Raw genomic sequence first — 20,538 nt, 5'->3', positions numbered from 1 at the left:
AAAAAATTCACCTTGTCAGTATATGCAGAAATCCCGAAAAGATTCCTGGCAGATCCATTTTTTATGTAGAGCCCATTACCTTCTGCGACGGCGCACCTGTGTTTCCTGGCGCACCTTCAACCGGCGCAATGCATCCAGCTGCGCGCGGTCGATCTGATAAAACCGCACAATAAAATCCTTGCCCCTGCCGCTGCGTGCCGGACGGCTTCGACTGGTTACCTTGACAAACCGGTCCTCGCACTGGTATGCCCAGATCTTTTTGTGATTGCGGTAAAATCCTTCGATCAGCTGTTTTGGCGCCGCATTCATATACCGATGAAGCTGCGGTTCAAACTGTGGCTGCACCTGGTCGATGTCGGTGATGTTTTCCAGCGTTTTTTCCATCAACAGCTCCCCAGGTTCCTCCCGCTGGACTTTCTTGCGATGACGTCGTGCCAGCAGCTGCATCAGCTTTGGCTGATTCTGACGGATAAATTCTTCTCCGCCCAGGCTTTTGAAAATGCTGGCCGCATTGACTGCATCTGCCAGTGCCGAATGATACTGACCATACGGAGTCAGCTCCAATGCACCGAGCGCTCCGCCCAGCGCCGTCTGCTGTCCGCTTTTGACAAAGGCGCAGTCGTACAGCGCCTGAAGGTCATACAGTTCCAGATCCTCTCCACCGGAAAAGCCGTGGTACAAGAGATTTGACAGCAGCACCGCTCCATCGCAGTTTCCCCAAAAGATGATCTGTTGTTCTCCACCGCTCCAGTCACAAAACGCCTTCCACACCGTCGGGAATTTTTGTGCGCCGCTCAAACGCTGTGCAGTGATGCCGGTCAGCTTTTCCACATGAGATGCCATTTTGGGATAGACACTAGGTCCCACCAAACGGTCAAAGGTTTTGAGGATTTTTCCCTGTGCATCCACCTTTGCCGCCCCAATCTGAATGATCTCAAATTTCAAACTCTTTTCTGCGGGTGCCGATTGTTCTGTTGTCCCATAGTTCCATTCCAAATCCATGACAATCACGGAAAATCTCCTCCTTTCCTCTATTTTTTATCCTTGTTTTATACCCAAACACGCTCTATTATCTCATATTCCAAGAAAAATTACCATCCCTAATCTTTTTCCTTTTTTACAAAAATCCGCAAACCGGCTTTTCAGAAAGAAAAGGGCTGTCCAAAAAGGACAGCCCTTTGCATATTTTTTACATCAATGGAGCAAATGCCCGCAGCAGCGAGCGCAAAATACGCACCGGCGCCTTGATGGCACGCTCCTTTTCCAGTGTGATTTCCTCGCAGATGTTCTGCGTCCGCAGAAAATCCTCCTTGACCTGAGCTACCACCGGCGAAAGATAAAAAGCCACTCCGCACTCAAAATGCAGATAAAAGCTGCGAAAATCGACGTTGGTCGTTCCCACAATCGCCGTGTCATCATCCGAGACAAACATCTTTGCATGGATAAACCCAGGCGTGTACTCAAAGATGCGCACGCCTGCTTCCAGCAGCTGACGGTAATGCGAACGGGTCACCAGATGCACATACCACTTGTCAGGGACATGCGGTGTCATGATCCGCACATCCACTCCGCTCTGCGCCGCCAGACAGAGTGCCGTCACCATCTCGTTGTCTAAAATAAGGTACGGTGTGGTGATATACACATAGTTCTGCGCATGGTTGAGAATCTGCATATATACATTCTCCGCCACATTGAAGGAATCCAGCGGACTGTCGCCGTACGGCTGCACAAAACCTGCACAGCTGCACGGCTGGGTCGGCAGAAAGTCAGACAGGCGCAGGCTTTCCCGACAGGAAAACTGCCACAGTTCCAAAAACATCTCGGTCAGACTCTGTACCGCTTCTCCACGCAGCATGACCGCCGTATCTTTCCAGTGTCCAAACCGCTCCCGTGCATTGATATATTCGTCCGCCAGATTGATGCCGCCGGTAAAACCGACATTGCCGTCGATGACACAGATTTTGCGGTGGTCACGGTAGTTGGTGGCGGAACTCAGGCGCGGATGAAACGGGTTAAAAACGCCGACCTGGAAGCCCTTTGCACGGAGATAATCTCCGTAAAGCGCCGGCAGCGTCGCCACACAGCCTACATCGTCGTACAGGATGCGTATTTCCACACCGTGCTCGTGGCGCTGCTCCAGCACCTTGAGGATGCTGTCCCACATCTTGCCGTGCTGAATAATAAAATATTCGAGCAGGATAAACTTTTTGGCTGCACGCAGTTCTTCCAACAGCCGCTCGTAAAACTTTTCGCCGATGGGAAAGTATTCCACCTCGGTATTCTGATACAGTTCAAAACCCGAAACATTGCTGATATAATCGGCCTGGCGGGCAAGCATCGGATGATTTTTGCGCAGCTCGTCCAGACAATCCCCACAGGTACTGCCGCTGCACCGCGGCAGTGCTCCATGATCCTTATGCAGCAGTGCTCTGGTGTACTCCTCAATCTGGCGTGCCATCCGTTTTCCATTGACTTTTCGGCCAAAGATCAGGTAAAAAATTCCGCCTACCAGCGGTACCGCCATAATCAGGATGATCCAGGATATCTTATAGGAAGGGTTATCCTCCCTCGGGAGGATACACAGCACCATCAGAAAGCTGACAATATTAAAAACCACACTGATCCAATAGCGCATGGTGCCCACCTGGATCAGTACAAAAATCAGCAGCAACAGCTGCAGCAAAATCAAAACGCCCACGATAAAAAGCCGGCTGGTTAAAATCTTCAGCAGTCTTTTCCTGTGGGAGCGTCGGGTGGGTACTCTATCTTGAATATGTGCCCGCAGAAAATCACCCTCTCTCATTGTTCTGTTTCTCTCATGCTAACTTTTTCAGAAGAATTCCCTGTCTGATAAAACGAAATAACCTGTTCCAAAACTTCCCATCTTTGATAAAAGAGGGAGGGTATCTCCCTCCCTCTTTGCTCGTATTATTCCAGGCCGTTTGGGTTTTTAGAAATAAAGTTCCAGCTGCTCTGACACATCTCCTCGATGGTTCTGGTTGCTTCCCAATGAAGCAGTTCCTTTGCCTTGCTGGCATCAGCATAGCAGGAGGCAATATCTCCTGCACGGCGCGGCGCAATTTTATAAGCAATCTCGTGTCCGCACGCCTTTTCAAAGGCATGGACGATCTGCAGCACACTGGTTCCATGGCCGGTTCCCAGGTTGATGGCTTCGACGCCGGTGTGGGTCATGCTGTAATCAATCGCTTTGAGGTGACCCAGCGCCAGATCGACCACATGGATATAGTCGCGAACGCCGGTTCCATCCACAGTATCATAGTCATCGCCAAAAACATTCAGGCATGGCAGCTTACCGATCGCCACCTGCGAAACATACGGCAGCAGATTGTTCGGGATGCCGTTCGGGTCTTCGCCGATCAGACCGCTCTGATGGGCGCCAATCGGATTAAAGTAGCGCAGCAGGATGACGCTCCACTCCTTGTCGGCAACGTACAGATCGGACAGGATCTGCTCGATCATCACCTTGGTGTATCCGTAAGGATTGGTCGCCGAGGTCGGCATTCCTTCTTTAAAAGGCACCGGATTGTTCATGCCGTAGACAGTTGCAGAAGAAGAAAAGACGATTTTTTTGCAGTTGTGCTCCTTCATGCTCTGGCAGAGCAGCAGCGTACCGGTCAGATTGTTGTGATAATATTCCAGCGGTTTTTCCACCGATTCACCGACCGCCTTAAATCCAGCAAAGTGAACAACTGCGTCGATCTTCTGTTCCTCAAAGATACGGTCGATGGCTGGCTTATCCAGCAGATCCGCCTCATAAAAGGTCGGACGCACGCCGGTGATCTTCTCAATCCGGTTTAATACCTCCGGCTTGGAATTGGAGAAGTTGTCGACAATGACGACCTCCTTGCCCGCCTGAATCATCTCAACCACAGTATGACTGCCGATAAAGCCGGTACCGCCTGTTATTAAAATTGCCATGATGATCTCTCTCCTTCTGTTTTCTGCATGTTGCTGACAAAAATGGAAAAATCTGTTACATTACAGTATACCCTCTTGTTATAACGGTGTCAATCTCTGAACATCTTCAACACCTCTTTGCCCGTCGAGCTTTCCACGCCATTTCGGGGCATATGATTTATCAAAAATTGCACAAAAGAGCTTTTCTGAATTAGCTGATTTTCTTCATTAGCGTGTGCCGTCTTCGCGCCTTTTTTTGCTTGCAATCGAGGGGGATTATGATATAATAAGACTGTTATCAGTATTTTTGTAAGCTTTGTCAAAATGCATCTTCAAAAAGAGGTGAGTGTTTTTGAAGCCTGACCCGTTAGGCTGTCGATTATGCAGCAACAAAACAAACCAGAGGGCAGGTTTCAAGGTCATCCTGCCCTGAAATTGGGAGGGAGCGGCCATGCTCAATTATTATAAAACAATCGACAACCGTGTCAAAGAGATTCACGCTGTCGAAGACGGCTGCTGGGTATGTGCAATCTGTCCGACCGAACAGGAAGTTCGCTATCTGGTGGACATTCTGGGATTGGAACAGGATTTTGTCCGTGCCGCACTCGACGAGGAGGAAAGCTCCCGTGTCGAGTCGGAGGATGATCAGACGCTGGTCATTGTGGACGTGCCAACAGCCGAAAAGCAAGACGAAGAAAAAACGATTGTCTATTCGACCATGCCAATGGCAATCATTTCCAACAACCGTTTTATCACCACCGTCTGTCTGCGTGAAAACGCTGTCATTTCCGAAATCAGCCAGGGACTTGTGAAGAATATTCACACCCACATGCGGACACATTTTCTATTGAGTATTTTGCTGCGGATCGCCACACGATTTTTGCAGTACTTAAAACAGATTGATAAAATTTCCTACACAACCGAAAATCTTCTGCACAAAACGATGCGAAACAAGGAACTGATTCAGATTCTTGGATTGGAAAAATCGCTGGTTTATTTTTCTACGTCACTCAAATCCAACGAGGTGACGCTGGAAAAAATCCTGCGCGGACGCATTATCAAGCTCTATGACGAGGATGAAGAGCTTCTGGAAGATGTCATCATCGAGGTCAAGCAGGCTATCGAGATGTGTTCCATCTATTCCAACGTCCTTTCCAACACGATGGATGCCTTTGCCTCTATCATCTCCAACAATCTGAATATTGTTATGAAGGTGTTGACCGCCCTGACCATTGTTATGGCCATCCCCAACATGGTGTTTGGCCTTTACGGAATGAACGTGGATGGTCTGCCCTTTCCGCACTTCTGGTTTTCCATGGCAGTCGCAGGCGCATTGGTTCTGCTGTGCGTCGTTATCCTTTGGAAAAAAGACATGTTCAGGTAATTTTCCTTGTGTAAGTGCAAAAAACTGCTGGCTTTGCCAGTTTATTTCCGGCGCGCTGCAGTTTGCTTTTAAAACATTGATAACGCCTTCGCCTGCCTGTTGTCACAGGCGGGAAAACATTTATTATTTCCCGTATTTTTACGGAAAAGCTGAAAATTTCGGCTGTCTTTTTGGCAGCATTTCGATCAGATAGAAAAAGGCGGCAGTTGTATTCGGCTCTTTTTGAGCCATACTAACATTTGCCGGAGTCGTTCGTGTTTATCACAGCGATCAAAAACAAGATTAAGGGGAGTCAGCCTTGGAAAAATACGTAATTAACGGCGGAAAAGCCCTCCACGGTGAGGTGGAGATCAGCGGAGCAAAAAATGCTGCGGTTGCAATCATCCCTGCAACTGTTCTTGCACAGGACGTCTGTGTCATCGAAAACGTACCAAACATCAGTGATGTTACCATCCTGTTTCAGATATTGACCGATTTGGGCGCAAAGGTGCGCTACCTTGAAAAAAACACTGTCGAAATTGATACACGCCACATCACCGAACCGGTGGTTCCTTATGAGTGGGCGCGTCATCTTCGTGCGTCCTATTATTTCCTCGGTGCCTTTTTGGGACGCTTTGGAGAAGCTCACGTTTCTCCTCCTGGAGGCTGCAACTTCGGCGTCCGTCCGATCGACCAGCACATCAAGGGCTTTGAAGCACTGGGCGCCACCGTCACCACCGACTTTGGCTTTATCAATGCCACCAGCGAGGAGATGTTCGGTTCGCACATCTATCTGGATGTCGTTTCTGTCGGTGCCACCGTCAATATCATGCTGGCTGCCGTCCGCGCCAAAGGACTGACTATTCTGGAAAATGCCGCCAAGGAGCCGCACATCGTCGACCTTGCAAACTTCCTCAACTCGATGGGCGCGGACATCCGCGGTGCCGGAACCGATGTCATCAAAATCCACGGTGTAGATATTATGCACGGCACCAATTACCCTATCATTCCTGACCAGATCGAAGCAGGAACCTACATGACCATCACCGCTGCAACTGGCGGCGAGGTGCTGATTAAAAATGTCATTCCAAAACATCTGGAAGCGATCACCGACAAGCTGATTCAGGCTGGATGTGAGATTCAGGAGTTTGACGACTCCATTCTGGTTCGCCGTACCGGCAAACTTTTAAAAACCAACGTCAAAACCCTCCCTCATCCAGGCTTCCCGACCGATATGCAGCCACAGATGACCACCCTGCTTGCCATTGCACAGGGCACCAGCATCGTCACCGAGGGCGTCTGGGACAATCGCTTTAAATATGTCGATGAGCTGCACCGCATGGGCGCCAAGATTCAGGTAGACGGCAAGGTCGCCGTCGTCGAAGGTGTGGAACAGCTCTCCGGCGCACAGGTGAAAGCGCTGGATCTCCGCGCCGGCGTCGCTCTGGTACAGGCTGCACTCAGTGCAAAAGGCACCTCGGAAATCGAGGACATCCACTGGGTAGAACGCGGTTACGAAGATTTGATTGGCAAGCTGCAAAAACTGGGCGCTGACATCAAAAAGGTGACCATTCCTGATGCAGCTTTCGCTAAAAACGCATAAATCTTGCTGATTTTCTCCTTTTTTCTGTGGTCTGTAAAAAACAGACCACAGCTTTGCTGTGCTCTTAAACGAAAAAACGATTTAAAAAAAGATGGTGTTCATTTGCAGAACACCATCTTTTTTTACTTATGATACTTGCTGTGGTTATTGATGCTGCAGGCACGATACAGCTGCTCGAGCAGCATCACCCGTGCCAGCTGGTGCGGGAAGGTCATCCGCGACATCGACAATTTCAAATCTGCCCGCGCCTTGACCGAATCGGACAATCCCCAGGAACCACCGATCAGCAGGCTGATCTGGCTCATGCCGCGGTTCTGCACCTGCATCATGGTCTGTGCCAGCTCCTCGGAGGAAAGCATCTTTCCTTCGATGCACATAGCAACAACGTAGCTTTGTGCGGGAATTTTTGCGAGGATGCTCTCTCCCTCCGCCTGAATACAGGCGGAAATCTGTGCCTCGGAGGGATTCTGCGGCATCTTGTACTCCGGCAGCTCAATCACCTGTGTGCGCGCAAAGGCTCCCAGGCGCTTGAGATATTCTTCACAGGCCTTTTTCAGGTAATCCTCTTTTAATTTCCCTACCGTGATGACATCCAGTTTCAGCATGGTTGTTCTCCTTTATCTTGCATAGCTTTCATACCAGTATTTTTGATCCAGCGCCCGATAAGCCAGCGCCTCCGCGATGTGTGCCTTTTGAATCTGCGGGCTTTGTGCCAAATCGGCAATGGTTCGCGCCACCTTGACTACGCGGTCATAGGCACGGGCAGACATTCCCAGCCGTTCAAAGGAAGTCTGCAAAAAGGACAGCGCCTCCGGCTCCAACGGACACAGCTCCTGCAGCTTTCCCGCCGGAATGTGTGCGTTGCAGTGGATGCCTGTTCCTTCAAAGCGGCGCTGCTGCAGCTGGCGCGCTGCTTCTACCCGTTTGCGCACCTGTGCCGACGTTTCTTCGTGGTTTTCTCCTGTCAGCGCAGAAAACTCCACCGGCGCCACCTCCACATGCAGGTCGATGCGGTCGAGCAGCGGACCGGATACGCGGGAGATGTACTTCTCCACCGCCTTTTCCGAGCAGTGGCAGGCGATCTTCGGATGGCCTCGATAGCCACAGGGACAGGGATTCATCGCGGCAACAAACATCATCGAACACGGGTAGGTCACGCGGGAGGAAGCTCTGGAGATGGTGACACAGCTGTCCTCAATCGGCTGACGGAGGACTTCCAGCGCCTGCCGCTGAAACTCCGGCAGCTCATCCAAAAACAGTACTCCGTTGTGCGCCAGTGAGATTTCGCCAGGCATCGGATTGGAGCCACCGCCGGTCAATCCTGCCGCCGAAACGGTATGATGCGGCGACCGAAACGGACGTCGGTTCATCATCGGGTGATCGCTGGGCAGCATCCCTGCCACCGAATAGATGCGGGTCGTCTCGATAGCTTCGGCAAAACTGAGCTTGGGCAGGATGGAGGGCAGTCGTTTTGCCAGCATACTTTTTCCGGTGCCAGGCGGTCCGATGAGCAGCAAATTGTGTCCGCCTGCCGCTGCAATTTCCAAGGCGCGCTTGGCAAATGCCTGTCCACGAACCTCCGACAGATCTGCCTGCGGCAGATCGCCGTCGGACAAAATCAGCATCGGATCAAACTGCTGCGGCGGGATGGATACCAGCCCATCCAGATGGCACTGGAGCTGCTGCAGGTCCTCCACCGGATATACGTCCAGTCCTTCGACAATCGAGGCTTCCTTTGCGTTCTGTGCCGGCAGATAGAGCGAGTGTATTCCATCTGCCTTCGCTTGTATTGCAATGGATAAGGCACCATGAATCGGGCGCAGCTGACCGGATAAGCTCAATTCACCTACAAAAGCGGCATCTTCCGGCAGTGGGTCAAACTGTCCCGATGCGGTCATCACTGCCAAAAAGACGGGCAGGTCAAACACCGGCCCCGATTTTTTCTGGCTGGCCGGCGCCAGATTGACGATAATCTTTGCCACCGGCAGCTCATACCCTCCCTGACTGATTGCTGACTGCACTCTGGAGCGAGACTCCTTGACCGCTGCATCCGGCAGACCGACAATATCAAATCCAGGCATGGCCCGCGTAATGGTCGCCTCCGCTGTTACGGCATATGCGTCAATTCCATTGATTCCATAACTTTTGACACTGCTGTACACGGCACTTCCTCCTCGATTCATTCTCTGGATTTATTATAGCATTTTGGTGTCTGACAGAACAGTCCAAAGCAAAAGAAAAACGGCTTTTCGATACAGGAAAAAATCGAAAAGCCGTTTTTCGCCATAAACTTTTATGACAGCCTTATTATATCCAATTCTCCACCAAAAAGCAAGTGATTTTCACCAAAAATCCGCTCTTTTTCACTCTCTTTTAACGCTAAGACGCTATATTGGCTCGAATTTGGTCAAACTTTGTCTTTTTACGCACCTCTTTTGTATAAAATAGTTGAAAAAATAGTGCAAACTTGTTTAAAGTTTTACCTGTGAATTTTGCTTTCTATCTAGGATTTTCTTTTGTAAAATGATATAATACGTTTAGAATTTAAAATCCTCATGAAGGGAGCCGGTTCTATTGTTCAGCATTGCTTTTTTATCTTTTTCTTTTCTTCGCATCATCTACCAGCTTGCTCTGTATATACTGACTGCACTTGCATTTTATCATCTGGCTCGTCTTCGCGGACTGGCCTATCCATGGCTTGCCTTTATTCCATTCTTTAATCTCTACCAGATGGGAAGCATCGGAGATACTCTCAAGTTTAACTCCTCTCCCTTCAATCGTTATCTGGCCGATGTACCGCTGGCCTACCTGCTGCCAATTTTGGCGCTGGTCACCGGACTGCTCAACGTCCTCCCTATCATTGGCGGATTGCTGTATTTTCTCTGTCAGGTGGTCCTCTATCTGCTGCAGCTGCTGATCTACCTGTTTATCTTCCAGCAGTACTGCCCGCAGAAAAAATACCTGTTCACCATTCTGTCGATCATTCCGCTGGTTGGACCTATTCTGGTCTTATACACCACCCGCTCCTATATTCGTTAGCCTTTTATTCTATCCATAAAACACCATATAAAACCCAAAAAGAAAAGGACTCGCAGCCGCGAGTCCTTTTTCTTTGCTTCTAAATCTGTACGGGAATACTTGGCTCCTTGCGTTTTGCCACCTGCAGGGTGAAATCCTTCTCCTGCACAAATCCCGCCTGCTCCAGCGCCTGCTGGGCAGCCTGATGTGCCAACAGACCCATATTGTTGTTCTGGCTTAAATGTCCCAGAATAAAATGTCTGGTTCCACTGTTTGCCAATGCCGGAAGCGCCATCGAGCAATCGCTGTTGGAAAGATGACCGTTGATCGACTGGATGCGGCGTTTGAGGTAATACGGATAATTCGAAGCCAGAATCATGCCATCGTCGTAGTTGGATTCCAGCATGACCACCTGGCATCCCTTTAAGCCCTCGTCCACCTCCGGTGTATACTGGCCCAGGTCGGTTGCAACTCCGACTTCATTGCCGTCATCCAGCGTGATTCGATAACCCAAGCTGCCCACACTGTCGTGGCTGGTATGGAAGGGACGCACCTTCATGCTGCCTACTGCAAAACCATCTTCCTGCGCCTCACACAGCTGTACGTTTTCCGGCAGCTGAACATTCTCCTGAAGATAGTCCAGCACGGCTCTGGAACCAAACAGCGGCAGTGGATACTTTTTCAAAAAGACCGGCAGTCCCTTGATGTGGTCCGAATGTTCGTGGGTAATCAATATCCCTTTCAACTTTTGAAAATCTGCTCCCAGCGATTGCAGTGCCGTCACCGCTGCGCGGCAGCTGACACCAAGATCAATCAGCAGCGCACTTTCGCCTCCATCCAGATAGACGCTGTTTCCGCTGCTTCCGCTGTAAAGCGGACAAAATACCGCCATGCAATAAATCTCCTTTTCTGATATTTCTGCACCGATTTTATCACAGCCGCTCCAAAAAAGCAACCGCCCTAAAGATGGATGTTCGCAGCGGCAAACCAACATCTCTATCGTCAGAAAAGGAAGTTTTTCCCTTTGTTTTGATTTTTTCTTGACATCCGACGGAGGGTATCGTATACTAAAAAGGTAAGTTATTTCCGCATTGCGGATGCAGGTCTTGGAGGTGAAAGGATGCATATTACTTTAGAAGCCGATTATGCAGTCAGGATCGTCCATGTGCTGGCAAAAAGTAACCGCCGCCTGGATGCAAAAACCATTTCAGAAATGACGGGAGTTACTTTGCGTTTTTCTCTGAAAATTTTGCGCAAGCTGGTAGCTGCCGGAATTATCAAATCCTTTAAAGGAACACAGGGCGGCTACGAAATTGGACGCCCGCTGGAGGAAATCTCGCTGGGCGAAGTAATCGAAACCATTGAGGGAAAATACACCCTCAATCGTTGTGTCGGCGGAGGATATATCTGTACCAGACACAAAGGAAAATGCTGCCAGTTCCAGAAGATCTTCCGAGAGATCTCTGAGGATGTACGTAAAAAGTTGTACTCCTATCATTTTTCCGACTTTATTGATGAGTAATACTGCCGTCAAACTTTGCAAAAAGGGAGGATGCCGTCTGGCATCCTCCCTTTTTCTATCGCTTTTTTTATTAGTCCAGAAAATCTTTGAGGCGTTTGCTTCTGCTTGGGTGACGCAGTTTGCGCAGCGCCTTTGCCTCAATCTGGCGGATACGCTCACGGGTGACGTTAAACTCCTTGCCAACTTCCTCAAGGGTACGGTTTCTTCCGTCCTCCAGACCAAAGCGCAGTTCCAATACCTTCTTCTCTCTTGGAGTCAGGGTGGACAATACGTCCTCCAGCTGCTCTTTGAGCAGGGTATGGGATGCTGCATCCGCCGGAGCAGGTGCATCCGAGTCCTCGATGAAGTCGCCCAGATGGCTGTCTTCTTCCTCACCGATTGGTGTTTCCAGCGAAACCGGTTCCTGCGCTACGCGCATGATCTCGCGGACCTTGTCGATCGGCATATCCAGTTCCTCTGCAATTTCCTCTGCTGTCGGATCGTGTCCATTTTTATGCAGCAGCTGGCTGGAAACCTTTTTGACCTTGTTGATTGTTTCCACCATGTGCACTGGAATACGGATGGTTCTTGCCTGGTCAGCAATCGCACGGGTAATCGCCTGACGAATCCACCAGGTCGCATAGGTCGAGAATTTAAAGCCCTTGGTGTGGTCAAACTTCTCGACCGCTTTGATCAGGCCCAGGTTTCCTTCCTGAATCAGATCCAAAAACTGCATGCCGCGGCCAACATAACGTTTTGCAATGCTGACAACCAGACGCAGGTTTGCCTCAGACAGACGCTTTCTGGCATAAGGATCGCCCTGTGCCATGCGCTCTGCCAGCTCAATCTCCTCCTCAGGAGTCAGCAGCGGAACGCGGCCGATCTCCTTCAGGTAGACCTTGACAGGGTCGTCAATGCTGATGCCGTCCACCGACAGCAGTGCATCGTCGTCCTTGTCTCCGTCCAGATCTTTGCCGTCCAGCTCGCTTAAATCAATATCGTCTACGATGTCGATGTTGAGTGATTCCAAGGTGTCGTACAGCTTGTCCACCTTTTCTACATCAAAATCCAGCTGTTCCAACGCATCATTGATCTCCCGTGTGGTCAGCTTGCCGTTTGCCTTACCACTTTCGATCAAACTGCGGATGACCGCCTTCTTGTCTTTTACTGCCAAACTAACTCCTCCTGTTTTTCTTTGCCGCCAGTTGTTTGACATACGCTTCCAAAGCATCGTCATCCATCTGTGCGACTTCCTTTTCTGTTTTTACATTTCTGTGCTCGCTCAATCGCTGTATATAATCGTCAAGCTCTGCAAGATCGCATCGCTGTACCGGCGCCGTTGCCAAAATGGCGGATACCCGTCCCATCGCCTGCGGCGACAGTTCGGAGGACAGATCGAGCATCTCGATGGGCTGTCCTGACTCCAGCCTTTTGACCATCGCGGTGTACAACTCCCGATTGACCTCGGTGACAAAGTCCTCGGGTGCAATCTTCTCACGGACGGTTTGATAAAAATCCGGATTCTTCATCAGACAATAAAGAATCCCTTCCTCGGCCATGGCATAACGCAGATTGACCTGCCGCGACACATCGTTCTTTGCCGCTGCCATTCGTCCGATATAAATGTTGGTGTCTGCCTTCTGCTGGCGGCGCTGCCGGCTTTGCTCCCGCTTGTCCAGACTCTGAATCTGTGCCTTGATTGCCTGCGGAGAGATTTCCAGCTCGTTTGCCACCTGGGTGATATAGACCTCCCGTTCGACAGGATTGCGGATTCCCGCAAACAGCTTGCACGCTTCCTTGAGGAAATTGACCTTTCCGTCCGCAGTCTGAACATCGTGATTGTTCCGCAGACGGGACAGCTCAAATTCAATCGCGTTGCGGCTTCCGTCGATCAGCATGGCAAACCGTTCCCTGCCATATTTTTGGATATACTCATCGGGGTCCTTGGCGCCGGTCATTGAAAGTACGGTTACCTTGACCCCCACCTCATCAAAGATGTTCAGCGCTCGTTTGGTGGCTGCCTGTCCAGGTCCATCCGAATCGTAGGCCAGCACCACCTTGTCCGCATACTGCGAAATCAGCCGCGCCTGTTCCTCGGTCAACGAGGTTCCCAGCGTGGCGACGGCGTTGTCAAATCCCGCCTGATGGATTGCAATGACATCCATGTAGCCTTCCGCCAGAATCAAACCTGGCAGTTTGGAGGTCTTTGCAAAGTTTAATGCAAACAAATTTTTGCTCTTCTTAAAGACGATGGTGTCGCTGGAATTGAGGTACTTGGCCCCTTTATCATCCAGCGCACGCCCTCCAAAGGCGATCACATTGCCGCGCACATCGATGATTGGAAACATCACGCGGTTGCGAAACCGGTCATAGGCGCCGCCCTTCTGGCTCTGCACCGCGACGTTTGCCTCGATCATCTCTTTTTCGGAAAAGCCCTTGGTCCGCAGATGTTCGACCAACCCATGCCAGCTGTCCGGTGCATAGCCCAGTCCAAAATGGCGGATCGTTTTGCGGTCACGTCCGCGCCGGATCAGATATGCGTAGGCATCCTTGCCCTGTTCGGACATCAGGCAATCGTGAAAATAGCGGGCGGTTTCGCGGTTAATTTCCAGAACCCGTTTCTTTAAGCGGGCACGTCCGTCGTCCTCGCTGTCCTGCGGCACCGTCATGCCGCAGCGGTCGGCCAGAAATCGTACCGCCTCCATATACTCCAGGTTTTCAATCTGCCGGATGAAGGTAATCACATCTCCGCCTGCACCGCATCCAAAACAATAAAAGGACTGTGTCTGGGGATAGACAAAGAAGGACGGGGATTTTTCCGAATGAAAGGGGCACAGACCCGAGAGGTATCTTCCTTTCTTTTTCAGCTGCACATACCCTGACACGATGTGTTCAATGTCACTGTATTGTTTGAGCTGCTGAATAAACGATTCCGAAAGCATCCGACCCCCTCCTTTCTTTCGTCTTTATTTTTAATATACGTTCCAGCTCTTGGGGATGAACAATTCCTCGAACTGAGCCACCGCAAAGCGGTCGCTCATTCCCGAGATATAATCGCACACTGCTCTGGCCTTGCCTTCCCGCTCCAGAATATGCCGATACTCCTCCGGCATGACGTCGGGATGGGCCATGTAGTGCATATACAGCTCCTCCAAAACGTGCTTGACCTTTTTCTCCTCCGCTTTGGCTCTGCTGTTGAGGTAAACTTCGGTAAACATAAATGCCCGCAGTTGTTCGTATGCCTTCTGTACCGGCTGAGACATCTGCACCGTGTCCTGATCCAGCGAGTGTTCGATCAGATCACCCAGCAGCACCTGAAACCGTTGAGAGCGATTGCTGCCCAGCACCTGCTGAATCGACATCGGAATGGATTGCTCATCCAGAATATCGCCGCGCACTGCATCCTCTATATCATGGTTTAAATAAGCGATTTTATCCGCATAGCGCACCACAGCGCCCTCCAATGTGGACGGCTTCATGCCGCTGCGATGGCACAGGATTCCATCCCGCACTTCCTGGCAGAGATTGAGTCCTTTGCCGTTTTTTTCCAGCACATCCACCACCCGCAAGCTCTGCTCGTTGTGGGCAAAGTGACCGAGGATGTCGTTGAGCACCGCTTCTCCCGAATGTCCAAACGGAGTGTGTCCCAGATCATGTCCCTGGGCAATCGCCTCGGTCAAGTCCTCGTTCAATCGCAGTGCCCGCGCAATGGTGCGTGCAATCTGGCTGACTTCCAGCGTATGAGTCAAACGAGTACGGTAGTGATCTCCCACCGGATAGAAAAACATCTGCGTTTTGTGCATCAGACGGCGGTAGGCTTTGCTGTGGATGATGCGGTCGCGGTCGCGCTGGAAAGGTGTGCGGATATCGCACTCCTGTTCCGGTCGCTGCCGGCCGGCGGTGTTCTCGGACAGCACGGCATACTTGGACAGGGTCATCCGTTCAAACTGCTGTGTCGTCTGGCGAATATTCATCACGACCACCCCCTGATGTAAACTGTTATTCATTTTCAAAGGGAAGTATTTTTCCCTATATAATATATATACTTAAAAAAAGTCAATTTTCCTGCACAAAAATTAAATTTATTTCTTTTTTATCGCCAAATTGCCGCCAAAAATCAACTTTTTAGGCAGCGATTTTTCTATGCAAAATAGTCAAACCGCTCCTCCAGCACCTGTGGAACCACCAGCGCGGCACTCATCTCGGTCACTTCCTTGATGAAGGCTTCGCATTGATCCTGTTTAAAAAGCACCTTCATGCTGACCACTGCGCCAAAGTCAAGCTGCTCGACACGACAAACATATTTGGGCAGGATATAATTGAGCTTGCCATAGAAGGAGTAATCCAGCTCCATTCCCAGCAGCGTGCAGGTGGTCATCAGTTTGCGCTGAGCGGCATCCACCGCGATCTTGGCGCCGTGGGAATAGGCACGCACCAGTCCACCGGCTCCCAGCAGAATTCCGCCGAAATAACGGGTGACCACCACCGCTACATCGACCAGTCCTTCCTTCTCGATGCAGTCGAGCATCGGTACACCGGCAGTTCCCTGCGGCTCTCCGTCGTCGGAATAGCGTTTGACTCCGTTTTTCAGGATATAGGCATAGGTGTTATGGGTGGCATCGCGGTTCTGCTGCTTGATCTGCGCGATAAAGGCCATTGCCTCCTCTTCGGTTTCCACCGGTGCAATGTATCCGATAAACCGCGACTTGCGCTCCACAAATTCGTCCTGTGCCGGTCCCAGAATCGTCGTATATTCCTGCATCATCTTTTCTTGCCTCCCCGTTGTCGTCAGATGTTATGCTGTTTGCTGCAAAAAATCATGGCATAGCAAAAAGGCAATGCACCAGTTCATTTGTCTGACGCATTGCCTTAGGCTAGTCTGAACCTTATTTGGTAAGACCGAAACGTTTGTTGAAACGATCAACACGACCGCCGGTATCAACCAGTTTCTGTCTGCCTGTGAAGAAAGGATGACACTTTGAACAAATTTCAACGCGCAGATCCTTTTTGGTAGAACGAGTTACAAATTCTGCTCCGCAAGCACATTTGATAACGGTTGGCTCATACTTTGGATGGATTCCCTGTTTCATCTTAGCTAGTCACCTCTTTCTGAAAATCATAGGATAGCAAAATACATATTATCACAGAAAAAGCAAAATTGCAAGCAATTTTGTGCGGGAAAAGCTGTTCTTTTTGCACTTTTTTGCCTAAATTTCAACCACAGATCGCCTTTCCACCTGATTCCACAGAATGTACACAAGCTTTTAAACATTACTGCTGCACAGACAAGGGTAAAATTTTTCTGCACATCTATTGACAGCCGTCATAAACCTGCTATAATGCAAGTGTATTATATAGACTAGTACACTTCATACACATCCGACTGGAGGTAATTTGATGATAAAACTAGACCTGCAAAGCAGGGTACCTCTCTATGAACAGCTGGAGGAACAGATCATCCGCCTGTCGCTGCTCGGGGTTCTGGATGAGCACCAGCAGCTTCCCTCGGTGCGCGCACTGGCTCGGGAGGTGGGCGTCAATCCCAATACGGTAGCCAAAGCCTATCAGGAATTGGAACGTCAGGGCATCATCTACACCGTCACCGGCAAAGGCAGCTTTGTCTGTCCCGATGTGCTCTCGCTGGAGCACCCGCGCAAAGCCGCTCTTCAGGAAGTATTTGCAGCGGTGGACAAAGCCATCTCCCGCGGTATCAGCGCTCAGCAGCTGATGGAGGAGATCCGGCGCCATCTCAACACAGAACAAGGAGGATGCAGCGATGATTAAATCCGAAGCTCTCACCAAACGATTTGGACAGACAACCGCTCTGGATCATCTGTCCACCAGCATCGAAGAAGGTTGCATCTATGGGCTGGTCGGTTCCAATGGAGCAGGAAAATCCACCTTTCTGCGCTTGCTGGCCGGCATCTACCGCCCAACCGAAGGCAGCCTGACCATCAACGATGCTCCTGTCTACGAAAATTCGAAGTTAAAACAGGATATCTTCTTTATTCCCGACGAAATCTACCAGATGCCTGGCGGCTCGATGGACAGCATGGCGCGCATCTATTCCAGTCTGTATTCCAACTGGTCGACCGAGCGCTATACCGAACTCATCAAGCGCTTTCCTATCCAGCCGGAGCGCAAGCTGTCCGCCTGCTCCAAAGGAATGCGCCGCCAGATCGCCATTATTCTGGGTCTGAGCTGTATGCCAAAATATCTGCTGCTCGATGAGGCCTTCGACGGACTTGACCCTGTCATCCGTGTGGCGGTGCGCAAGCTGATCGCCGACGATATTCTCCAGCGCGGAACCACCGTGCTGATTGCCTCGCACAACCTGCGGGAGCTGGAGGACATGTGCGACCATGTGGGACTGCTGCACGGCGGAAAGATCCTGTTCCAACGTGAGCTCAGTGAGCTGCAGCAGGGCTTTGCCAAGATTCAGTTTGTCGCAAAGCCGCTGCCGGCACGCGAGGAATTTGCAAAACAGCTGGACATCATCTCGTTTAAGACCAGCGGCAGCATCGCGGAGATGGTGGTCCGCGGCAACCCGCACGAAATCCAGCAGAAGCTGGAACGGCTGCATCCGCTGCTGTGCGAAAGCGTTCCGCTGACTCTGGAAGAAATCTTTATCACAGAAATGGAGGCTGTCGGCTATGACTACAACAACGTCCTCTTCTAATCCAACCAACAGTGAAAAACTGTTTGACCGACAGATGCTGCGCCTGTACGTCAATACCCTGCGGCAGAACATCCTGCCGATGTTGATTTATACCGTTTGCCTCTTGCTGGTCACCGTCTTCCCAACCTTCAGTCAGGGAAATTCTGTCGATCCATACGATCCATATTCTTATTCAGTCTCCGCTTCTGAGCTGAACACCGTCAACTATGTCTATGCTATCCTCTGCTTTATCATCCCTGTGCTGGTATCCACCATGCTGTTTCACTACCTGCACAATCGGCTGTCGGTCGATTTCTATCACTCCATGCCGGTGTCCAGAACCAAACTGTTCCTGTCCCGCTACTTTGCAGGACTAACCTTTCTACTGGCGCCATTGGCACTGTCCAGCCTGCTGTGTATCCTCTGTCAGCAGTTCCTTTATGTGCCGCTTCTCTCTGCCGCAACCATCTGGCAGGAAGGTCTTGGCAACCTGGGAATCTGGCTGATGATGTACACCGCCGTGTTCACCTTCTCCTGTATGGTGGCCGTCACCTCCTCCAATGTCATCGAGTCGCTTGTCTACTCGGCTGCGATCAACGGCGCTGTCACCGGCATCGGTGTCATCTTTATCAGCTATTCAAACACCCTGTACGGAATCAGGGTGTCGGCTGACCCCACCTTTATGCTTTCCCCTTATGGTGTCATTGCCCGCATTATTGATGACGTTTACAACACCCGCTCTCTGGTCGTTTCGCTCGTATGGCTGGTGCTGGCGATTCTTGGTGTCTTCGCTTGCATCTGGCTGTACCGCCGCTATCACAGCGAATGGGCACAGCAATGGGGACGTCAGAGTATCTTTTCCCAGATTATGAAGCTGCTGGCCGGATTCCTGATGGCCTTTATCCTTGGAAGCAGCGTCCTGGAGCCTGTCTTTGACAATCGTGTGCTGCTCACCATCGTATCGGCATTGATCGGTGCACCTCTGGGCTTTCTGCTGGTAGAAGGCGCCACCGGCAAGGGCTTTTCCTCGCTGTACAAAAGCGCCAAGTTCATCCCGCTGGCCATTCTGGTCTGTATGATCTGTCCGCTTTTCCTCGCAACAGACGGCTTTGGTATGGTCAGCAAGGTTCCCGAAGCCAAGGATGTAGAATCGGTCGAGATTAACCACTATTCCGATATCATTGTTTATGCCCGCTACTATTATGACAACGGTAGCTATACCTATGTTTCCGCCAGAGAGAATCCGGTGCTGACGACGCCGGAAGGCATTGAACTAATCCGTCAGCTGCATCAAAATGCTCTGGAGGAACAGGACTATCAGGGTTTAAAGGGAAACAATATTGAGTTTACCTATGAGACTTCCCACGGCGAGATCACCCGCAATTATTCCTTTGCCGAGAGCGATCTGCCGCTGCTGCTGGAGTTATACTGCCAGCCGGAATTTTTACAGCAGACCCAGCCGGTCTTTTTCTATCAGCCTGAGGTGCTCGGCTCGGTCACCGTATCCGACTGCACGACCTTCCCTGCCGGCAGCATCAAGCAGGAAAATTATGCACAGCTGCTTGATGCGGTGCGCACCGACCTGCTGACCATGACCTCGGATCGTCTTTTGGATTACACCGCAGACCCTGCCGTCGGCTATCTCAACTGGAACATCAAACAGAAGACCACCGACCCTGAAATAGAAGTGCTCCTGAAGGAGCTGCCGTACGACAGAAGCACCCTGGTCATCCGGTCCTCTTATAAAACCACCCTCGCACTGCTCTCCCAGTGGGGCTTTGAGGTGGAAAGCACCGAACAGCTCTCGAAAATTGATTCCGTTTCGATCTTGATGCCGGAATACAGCGATGTTTCTCTCAACCTCGGTCTGGCCTACTCCAATGAGTACTATCCTTCCTACATTAAGAACGAAGACCAGATCAAATGGCAGCTGAGCGACCCGCAGCAGATCGAACAGGTTGTTGCTGCCGCTTCACCGATCCGCACCTCGGTTGCCTGCCATCCGCTCTACCTCAACTTTACCAACGAGTCTGGCGAGGAAGTTTCTCATCGGCTCTACATCGAAAACAGTACGCTACTCTCCATCCTCAAGGATGTCCAGCTGCCGTACCTGCTTTCCAGCTCTGAGCTCAATGATATTCTCTCTCCTCTGACAGAATCCAACTGGAACTATGCGCACTGGATGGAACAGGACGAGGTGTTCGATACCCAGACCTATTGGAGCGTCGCCGAGTACGCACGCCAGAATGATCTGGACTGGTTCAGCGGCAAAACGCCTGAGCAGCTCAACGCCATGGAACAGACGGCCTTTTATGAGCCAGGAGAAGGCTTTCCTCTCTATTCCAACTATGCTTCCATGATGGATTAACATGACATCCCCTATTTTGATTCATCCATAAAGAAAGGGCACGACAGCTTTTTGTCGTGCCCTTTCCTCTTTGCCAATATTTTTTGTTTTTGCTATTGACTCTCAACCA

18 protein-coding genes are annotated in these 20,538 nt (G+C 50.7%); 7 read left to right on the top strand and 11 right to left on the bottom strand.

Annotated elements, in window-relative coordinates; translation table 11 throughout:
* Window positions 1-75 precede the first annotated feature (75 nt).
* The 3 genes from Q0L39_RS01295 to galE all read right to left on the bottom strand — a co-directional run bounded on the left by Q0L39_RS01295 (window position 76) and on the right by galE (window position 3,939).
* On the bottom strand, window positions 76-1,002 hold the full coding sequence (locus tag Q0L39_RS01295) for a 3'-5' exonuclease (protein ID WP_296626552.1): 927 nt from the start codon (window positions 1,000-1,002) through the stop codon (window positions 76-78).
* 187 nt (window positions 1,003-1,189) lie between these two features.
* Window positions 1,190-2,698 carry a cardiolipin synthase gene (gene cls, locus Q0L39_RS01290; protein ID WP_296626534.1) on the bottom strand — a complete coding sequence of 503 codons (1,509 nt, stop codon included), beginning with the start codon at window positions 2,696-2,698 and terminating at the stop codon, window positions 1,190-1,192.
* Window positions 2,699-2,928: 230 nt separating this feature from the next.
* A complete protein-coding gene (galE, locus tag Q0L39_RS01285; RefSeq protein WP_296626533.1) occupies window positions 2,929-3,939 on the bottom strand; it encodes a UDP-glucose 4-epimerase GalE in 1,011 nt (336 codons plus the stop codon).
* Between the two features lie 430 nt (window positions 3,940-4,369).
* On the opposite strand from galE, the gene Q0L39_RS01280 reads away from it, so the two are divergent.
* Both Q0L39_RS01280 and Q0L39_RS01275 read left to right on the top strand, forming a co-directional pair.
* Window positions 4,370-5,302, top strand: a complete 933-nt coding sequence (locus tag Q0L39_RS01280) for a magnesium transporter CorA family protein (RefSeq protein WP_296626532.1) — start codon at window positions 4,370-4,372, stop codon at window positions 5,300-5,302.
* 298 nt (window positions 5,303-5,600) lie between these two features.
* On the top strand, window positions 5,601-6,884 hold the full coding sequence (locus Q0L39_RS01275) for a UDP-N-acetylglucosamine 1-carboxyvinyltransferase (protein ID WP_296626531.1): 1,284 nt from the start codon (window positions 5,601-5,603) through the stop codon (window positions 6,882-6,884).
* A 122-nt stretch (window positions 6,885-7,006) separates the two neighbouring features.
* On the opposite strand, the gene rlmH is transcribed toward Q0L39_RS01275, so the two are convergent.
* Both rlmH and Q0L39_RS01265 read right to left on the bottom strand, forming a co-directional pair.
* Entirely contained in the window at window positions 7,007-7,489 is a 483-nt protein-coding gene (rlmH, locus tag Q0L39_RS01270) for a 23S rRNA (pseudouridine(1915)-N(3))-methyltransferase RlmH (protein ID WP_296626530.1), read from the bottom strand.
* Between the two features lie 12 nt (window positions 7,490-7,501).
* On the bottom strand, window positions 7,502-9,046 hold the full coding sequence (locus Q0L39_RS01265) for a YifB family Mg chelatase-like AAA ATPase (RefSeq protein WP_296626529.1): 1,545 nt from the start codon (window positions 9,044-9,046) through the stop codon (window positions 7,502-7,504).
* Between the two features lie 412 nt (window positions 9,047-9,458).
* On the opposite strand from Q0L39_RS01265, the gene Q0L39_RS01260 reads away from it, so the two are divergent.
* Entirely contained in the window at window positions 9,459-9,923 is a 465-nt protein-coding gene (locus Q0L39_RS01260) for a hypothetical protein (protein ID WP_296626528.1), read from the top strand.
* Between the two features lie 79 nt (window positions 9,924-10,002).
* On the opposite strand, the gene Q0L39_RS01255 is transcribed toward Q0L39_RS01260, so the two are convergent.
* Entirely contained in the window at window positions 10,003-10,794 is a 792-nt protein-coding gene (locus Q0L39_RS01255) for an MBL fold metallo-hydrolase (protein ID WP_296626527.1), read from the bottom strand.
* A 228-nt stretch (window positions 10,795-11,022) separates the two neighbouring features.
* On the opposite strand from Q0L39_RS01255, the gene Q0L39_RS01250 reads away from it, so the two are divergent.
* The gene (locus Q0L39_RS01250) at window positions 11,023-11,424 is read left to right on the top strand and encodes an Rrf2 family transcriptional regulator (protein WP_296626526.1); all 402 of its coding nucleotides are present in this window, start codon (window positions 11,023-11,025) and stop codon (window positions 11,422-11,424) included.
* A 70-nt stretch (window positions 11,425-11,494) separates the two neighbouring features.
* Here Q0L39_RS01250 and rpoD read toward each other — a convergent pair whose 3' ends face one another.
* The 5 genes from rpoD to rpmE all read right to left on the bottom strand — a co-directional run bounded on the left by rpoD (window position 11,495) and on the right by rpmE (window position 16,493).
* Entirely contained in the window at window positions 11,495-12,577 is a 1,083-nt protein-coding gene (gene rpoD, locus Q0L39_RS01245; protein WP_296626525.1) for an RNA polymerase sigma factor RpoD, read from the bottom strand.
* A 1-nt stretch (window position 12,578) separates the two neighbouring features.
* Window positions 12,579-14,345 (bottom strand): DNA primase, encoded by a 1,767-nt coding sequence (gene dnaG, locus Q0L39_RS01240; protein WP_296626524.1) that lies wholly within the window; start codon window positions 14,343-14,345, stop codon window positions 12,579-12,581.
* Window positions 14,346-14,375: 30 nt separating this feature from the next.
* Entirely contained in the window at window positions 14,376-15,377 is a 1,002-nt protein-coding gene (locus Q0L39_RS01235; RefSeq protein ID WP_296626523.1) for a deoxyguanosinetriphosphate triphosphohydrolase, read from the bottom strand.
* A 167-nt stretch (window positions 15,378-15,544) separates the two neighbouring features.
* Entirely contained in the window at window positions 15,545-16,168 is a 624-nt protein-coding gene (locus Q0L39_RS01230) for a YigZ family protein (RefSeq protein WP_296626522.1), read from the bottom strand.
* Window positions 16,169-16,289: 121 nt separating this feature from the next.
* Entirely contained in the window at window positions 16,290-16,493 is a 204-nt protein-coding gene (gene rpmE, locus Q0L39_RS01225; protein WP_296626521.1) for a 50S ribosomal protein L31, read from the bottom strand.
* 307 nt (window positions 16,494-16,800) lie between these two features.
* Between rpmE and Q0L39_RS01220 the strand changes: the two genes are divergently transcribed.
* From Q0L39_RS01220 to Q0L39_RS01210, 3 genes are read left to right on the top strand one after another with little or no spacing between them, the layout of a single operon-like run.
* The gene (locus tag Q0L39_RS01220; protein WP_296626520.1) at window positions 16,801-17,187 is read left to right on the top strand and encodes a GntR family transcriptional regulator; all 387 of its coding nucleotides are present in this window, start codon (window positions 16,801-16,803) and stop codon (window positions 17,185-17,187) included.
* Complete coding sequence (locus Q0L39_RS01215; protein WP_296626519.1) at window positions 17,180-18,082, top strand: ABC transporter ATP-binding protein; 903 nt, start codon at window positions 17,180-17,182, stop codon at window positions 18,080-18,082. Before Q0L39_RS01220 ends, Q0L39_RS01215 begins: the two co-directional genes overlap by 8 nt.
* Window positions 18,057-20,429 carry a hypothetical protein gene (locus Q0L39_RS01210; protein ID WP_296626518.1) on the top strand — a complete coding sequence of 791 codons (2,373 nt, stop codon included), beginning with the start codon at window positions 18,057-18,059 and terminating at the stop codon, window positions 20,427-20,429. Before Q0L39_RS01215 ends, Q0L39_RS01210 begins: the two co-directional genes overlap by 26 nt.
* Window positions 20,430-20,538: the final 109 nt, after the last annotated feature.

Origin of the sequence: uncultured Negativibacillus sp., assembly GCF_944388365.1 — a bacterium.
Lineage (GTDB): Bacteria > Bacillota > Clostridia > Oscillospirales > Ruminococcaceae > Negativibacillus.
The sequence above is the reverse complement of the archived record's forward strand: the minus strand, read 5'-3'. Positions and strand labels throughout refer to the sequence as shown.